Genomic DNA, 4,941 nt, shown 5'->3' on the forward strand with positions numbered 1-4,941 from the left:
AAAAATCGCCGATATAATTTTTTATTGCTACACGGCTCCAAAGATAAGAGGGAATTAGAGAAGTATCGTAACTTCTGTTATAATATAAGAAAAGAAATATTTCATATGTTATATAAAAAATATATTGATTTTTTCTAACAATTCAATATAATGAACAATAACTACAAAATTCGACATCAAGAAGTGATGATGAGGACATGATCAATTTTTTACGATTCTCAGAGAGGGAAGCCTTTGGCTGTGAGCTTCCTAATACGGAAAAATAGATTACCACCTCTGAACTGCAGCAGTGAACGAACATCTAGTAATTGCTTGCCGGCAAAAACCGTTATGTAGACTTGAGAAATTGGTGAAGTGTGTTACTTTGCGAATTGAAACAAGGGTGGAACCACGAATACAACACTCGTCCCTTTTTTAGGGAGGAGTGTTTTTTTATTTCATTTTTGCATCACACTAGGATTGGAAGGAGGATACGCAGCATGCATCATGATGAGAAGAACAAAATTGGTTTAACGGTAGCACTTTCTATCGTGGTAGGAACGATTATTGGGTCTGGTGTGTTTATGAAACCAGGCAGCGTATTAGATTACTCGGGGAGTTCTAATATGGCAATTCTTGCTTGGATAATTGGTGGTCTGTTGACGTTAGCAAGTGGTTTAACAGTAGCTGAAATTGGAGCGCAAATCCCGAAAAATGGTGGGTTGTATACGTATTTAGAGGAGATTTACGGAAGTTTTTGGGGATATTTATCAGGCTGGATGCAAACGATTGTTTATGGGCCAGCTATTATTGGAACATTAGGGTTATACTTTAGTTCTTTAATGATTAATTTTTTCTATTTAGATAAAGTATGGAATTTACCAATCGCGATCGGAACAGTTGTGTTCCTTGGCGTTGTAAATAGTATGGGAACAAAATACGGAGGTATCGTTCAAACGATTACGACAATCGGAAAGATGATTCCAATCGTATTAATTGTTGTGTTAGGTTTCTGGAAAGGGAATAGCGATATTTTTAACGTAGTTGTACCGATATCAGAAAATCAAAGTATCGGGATGGCAATTTTAGCAACGTTATTTGCTTATGATGGCTGGATTTTACTTGCTTCGATTGGCGGGGAAATGAAGAATCCAACAAAGTTATTACCGAAAGCAATGACAGTTGGGATTTTAATTGTAACAGCTGCTTACGTATTAATTAATTTGGCGTTACTGAATGTATTACCAGCAACTCAAATTGTAGACCTTGGAGAAAATGCAACAGCGACAGCTGCAGGAATGCTACTTGGAGAATATGGCGGGAAAATTATTAGTATCGGTATTATCGTTTCTATTTTCGGTTGTTTAAATGGAAAGATTTTAACGTTCCCACGTATCCCGATGTCGATGGCAGAACGTGGACAACTTCCATTTGCTAAGTTTATTGCAAAGGAAAGCCCAAGATTTAAAACACCAGCAAATGCGATTACTGTTGAAATCATTTTAGGAATTATTTTAATGATTATTAGCGATCCGAATAAGCTATCTGAGATTTCCGTATTCATTATTTATATTTTCTATGTAATGACGTTTATTGGCGTCTTCATTTTAAGAAAGCGTAATAAGAATAAAGAGCGTGCATACAGTGTACCGTTATTCCCAATCGTACCAATCGTTGCCATTTTCGGCTCGCTCTTTGTAATTGGTAGTGCCATTATCAATGATCCGGTAAGTTGTTTCTTATCAATTGGAATTGTATTTACGGGGCTGCCGGTATATTGGTATTTAAATAAGAAGAATAAAAATGAAGTATCATGAGTGAAGGGTAGGCGTATAATACGCCTACCTTTTTTACTGTAAAAAAATTGTACTTGTGTTCAACTTCTATTTTGGTTACTATAGTCGTAGTAACCAAAATAGAAAGCGTGGGGAAAGACTTGAATTTTCGTGTGTATATTTTAGCTATCGCGGCTTTCGTAGTCGGAACGGTTGAGCTAATTATAGGAGGAACGCTTGATTTAGTTGCCAATGATTTAGGAGTATCTATTAGTGCAGCTGGTCAGCTTATAACAATATTTTCAGTAGTATTTGCTTTATCAGGTCCTGTTTTATTAGCATTAACGGGGAAATTTGAAAGAAAAACATTGTATGTTGGGGCATTATCGATTTTCTTAATCGGAAATATTATTTCAGCATGTAGTGTGAATTATGGGATGTTAATGTTCTCAAGGGTGATTTGTGCGGCGAGTGGTTCGCTTATTATTGCACTGTCAGTAACACTCGCTTCTAGCGTTGTAGAACCGCATTTTCGTGCGCGTGCAATTGGAATCATTTTCATGGGGATTAGTGGGTCACTTGTACTTGGAGTACCGCTTGGCCTTGTGCTCGGAAATGCATATGGATGGCGTGCACCATTTGTGCTCATTTCAATCTTAACAGTGATGGCAATCGCTTGTATTTCATTATTCTTAACGAAAGTACCACCGACATCGGTATTATCAATAAGAGAACAAATTGCTACGTTAAAAGATAAAAAAATCGTCAGTGCACAGTTAACGTCGTTCTTATTTTTAACGGGTCATTTAACACTATATGCATATTTAACACCATTTTTAAAAGATGTTATGCATGTGGAAGCGAATTGGATTAGTGTATTTTACTTCATCTTCGGAATCGCAGCAGTAATTGGGGGCGGCTTCGGAGGCTGGCTTGCTGATAAATGGGGATCGAAGAAAAGTATTATCTCAATTATTATCGTATTTGCGTGTGCAATCTTCCTATTGCCAATGATGACATTCTCATTCCCGCTGTTCATTATTATGATGGGACTTTGGAGCATGCTGAGCTGGGCTATTTCGCCAGCACAACAAAATTATTTAATTGAAATTGCACCAGAATCAGCTGGTATTCAGCAAAGTTTAAATAACTCTGCCCTTCACTTAGGGATTGCGCTCGGTTCAACAGTAGGCGGAGTTGTTATTGAAAAATCGTCTGTTATATATAACGCTTGGGTAGGGGGCGGCTTTATTATATTGGCGCTGCTTTGTGCAATTTTCTCGATTACAAGAGGACGTTCTGCCCAGCTTGCAAAAGAAGAATCTATCGTTTGATAGGTTCTTTTTTTGATTTGTAAAAAATTGCAGGTTTTAGTAGGGAAATGGAGAAAGTGTATACAGCGAGGTGATGGAAAATGATGTCTAATTTCTCGGTATTCGGTATGATAATTGCACTACTACCGATATTGATATTTGTTTTTGTATTAAGATGGGTTCGTTTCATCTATCAAAACTCTGAGAAACAAGTGGAGCAGAATGAGAAAATGATTGAGTTGTTGACGGAGATAAAGGAAAAAGATAAGTAATATGTATTCGTTTGAAATTTGTTTTCCGTAAGTTAAAAAGGCACTTATAAAGTGCCTTTTTTATTATGTTTGAAAATTGAAAACATGTAATATTTATTTGTCAATAGCACTATGACAACAAACAGTTTTAAAGTTGCTTATTACTTTGGAACTTTCTCAACAATTCGACAAGATACTACAAAAAAACCACCTATTCTCTTTTTTTCACTATAAGTACAATGAAACAGTAAGATTGATTCATGTAGAAATTTATATATGGTGGTGGAGAGAATGAAACGAAAGATGGCAGGAAAATGGTTTAGTTTTTTAGGTGCTCTTATTATTTTATTAGGAATTGCAATGCCACAAGTAAAGGCAGAAGTAATGAACAGAGAAACATATAAGATGGATTGGAGTTATAGTAAGTCGAAACAGCGTGAAATAAAGACAGAAGTAATTAAAACGGCTTCGGGTAGTATTGCGTATTGTTTAACGCCTGATTTGCGTTCTCCAAATGGAGATGATTTGCCTGAGATGGGGAAATCATCTGATGCTGTATATCGTGTTTTATTAAATGGGTATCCTCAAAAAAGCCCATCTGAATTAGGTGTAGCGACAGCAGAAGAGGCGCATTATGCTACACAATTAGCAGTATGGATTGCAGCAAATGAATTAACGGAAGAAGATTTAGTTGCAAAAAATGAACGAGTACATAATCTTATGAAGCGTTTAGTAGAGGTTTCAAAAAAAGAAACTGGATCACAAGATACATTCTTTAAAGTTAATCCTGTAGATCCGCAAACTGCTACACAAAAAGGTGATTATTTAGAAACAGGATTTTATGCAGTGCAAACAAATGCGGTTTCTGGCTCTTATACAATTCTTCCTGAAAATGCCCCTAAAGGGCTTCGAATTGTAAATGAAAATGGAGAAGAGAAAAGTATATTAACAATTAACGAAAAATTCAAAATTCTAATCCCGAAAAATACGAGTAGTGGTAATTTTAAAATGAAAGTGAAGTCTACTTTAACAAATTTACAAGCAATAGCTTTTAAAGGATCAGAAAAAGTTCAAAATACAACGGTATTGTTACAAAGAAATAGTGAGAAAATTAGTACAGATTTAGTTGTAAATTGGGAATCAGTAGGATCTTTAAAGATTATGAAATTAGGAGAAAAAAAGGAAGTATTAAAAGGAGCGGTGTTTGAAGTTTCTAATGAAAACTTTAAACAAAATGTTACGACTAATGATAAGGGGATTGCGGAGTTAGGTAATCTTCCAATCGGTATATATAGCGTCAAAGAAATTCAAGCACCAGTTGGATATGTGTTAGACGGAAGCGTTAAAAAAATTGAAGTGAAAACTGGTGAAACAGCTGTATTAGAGCTGAAAAATGAAAATGTAAAAGGTGAATTAGAAATAACGAAAGTAGATGTAACGGATGGGAATACGAAGCTGCCGAATGCAGAATTTACAATCTACAACGAACAAGGGAAAGAAGTAGTAAAAGGAAAAACGGATGAAAAAGGTGTAGCGAAATTCAAACTACCATACGGAAAGTATACGTATAAAGAAACAATAGCACCAAATGGATATGTAATAAATGAAGAGACGTTCGCATTT

At 35.7% G+C, this 4,941-nt stretch carries 4 protein-coding genes and 1 other annotated feature; all 4 genes read left to right on the top strand.

The genetic code is table 11. The features are described 5' to 3' along the window. Positions 1 to 177: 177 nt before the first annotated feature. Positions 178 to 414 (top strand) — a binding site (T-box leader). Between the two features lie 65 nt (positions 415 to 479). After that, a complete protein-coding gene (locus tag MR083_RS26035; protein ID WP_016718849.1) occupies positions 480 to 1,796 on the top strand; it encodes an APC family permease in 1,317 nt (438 codons plus the stop codon). A 107-nt stretch (positions 1,797 to 1,903) separates the two neighbouring features. After that, positions 1,904 to 3,088: an MFS transporter gene (locus MR083_RS26040; RefSeq protein ID WP_124878387.1), complete on the top strand. Its 1,185-nt coding sequence runs from the start codon at positions 1,904 to 1,906 to the stop codon at positions 3,086 to 3,088. Between the two features lie 80 nt (positions 3,089 to 3,168). Continuing rightward, positions 3,169 to 3,339: a hypothetical protein gene (locus tag MR083_RS26045; protein WP_074567915.1), complete on the top strand. Its 171-nt coding sequence runs from the start codon at positions 3,169 to 3,171 to the stop codon at positions 3,337 to 3,339. A 270-nt stretch (positions 3,340 to 3,609) separates the two neighbouring features. Further along, positions 3,610 to 4,941, top strand: a 1,332-nt coding sequence (locus MR083_RS26050) for an MSCRAMM family protein (protein ID WP_242270066.1), incomplete at its 3' end; no start/stop codon positions are given.

Origin of the sequence: Bacillus cereus group sp. BfR-BA-01408, from assembly GCF_022663305.1 — a bacterium.
In the GTDB taxonomy this organism is placed as follows: Bacteria; Bacillota; Bacilli; order Bacillales; family Bacillaceae_G; genus Bacillus_A; species Bacillus_A pacificus.

Excerpts from the sequence above, each read along its gene's own strand:
- MR083_RS26045 (WP_074567915.1), top strand. The coding sequence starts at position 3,169 with ATGATGTCTAATTTCTCGGTATTCGGTATGATAATTGCACTACTACCG.
- MR083_RS26035 (WP_016718849.1), top strand. The coding sequence starts at position 480 with ATGCATCATGATGAGAAGAACAAAATTGGTTTAACGGTAGCACTTTCT.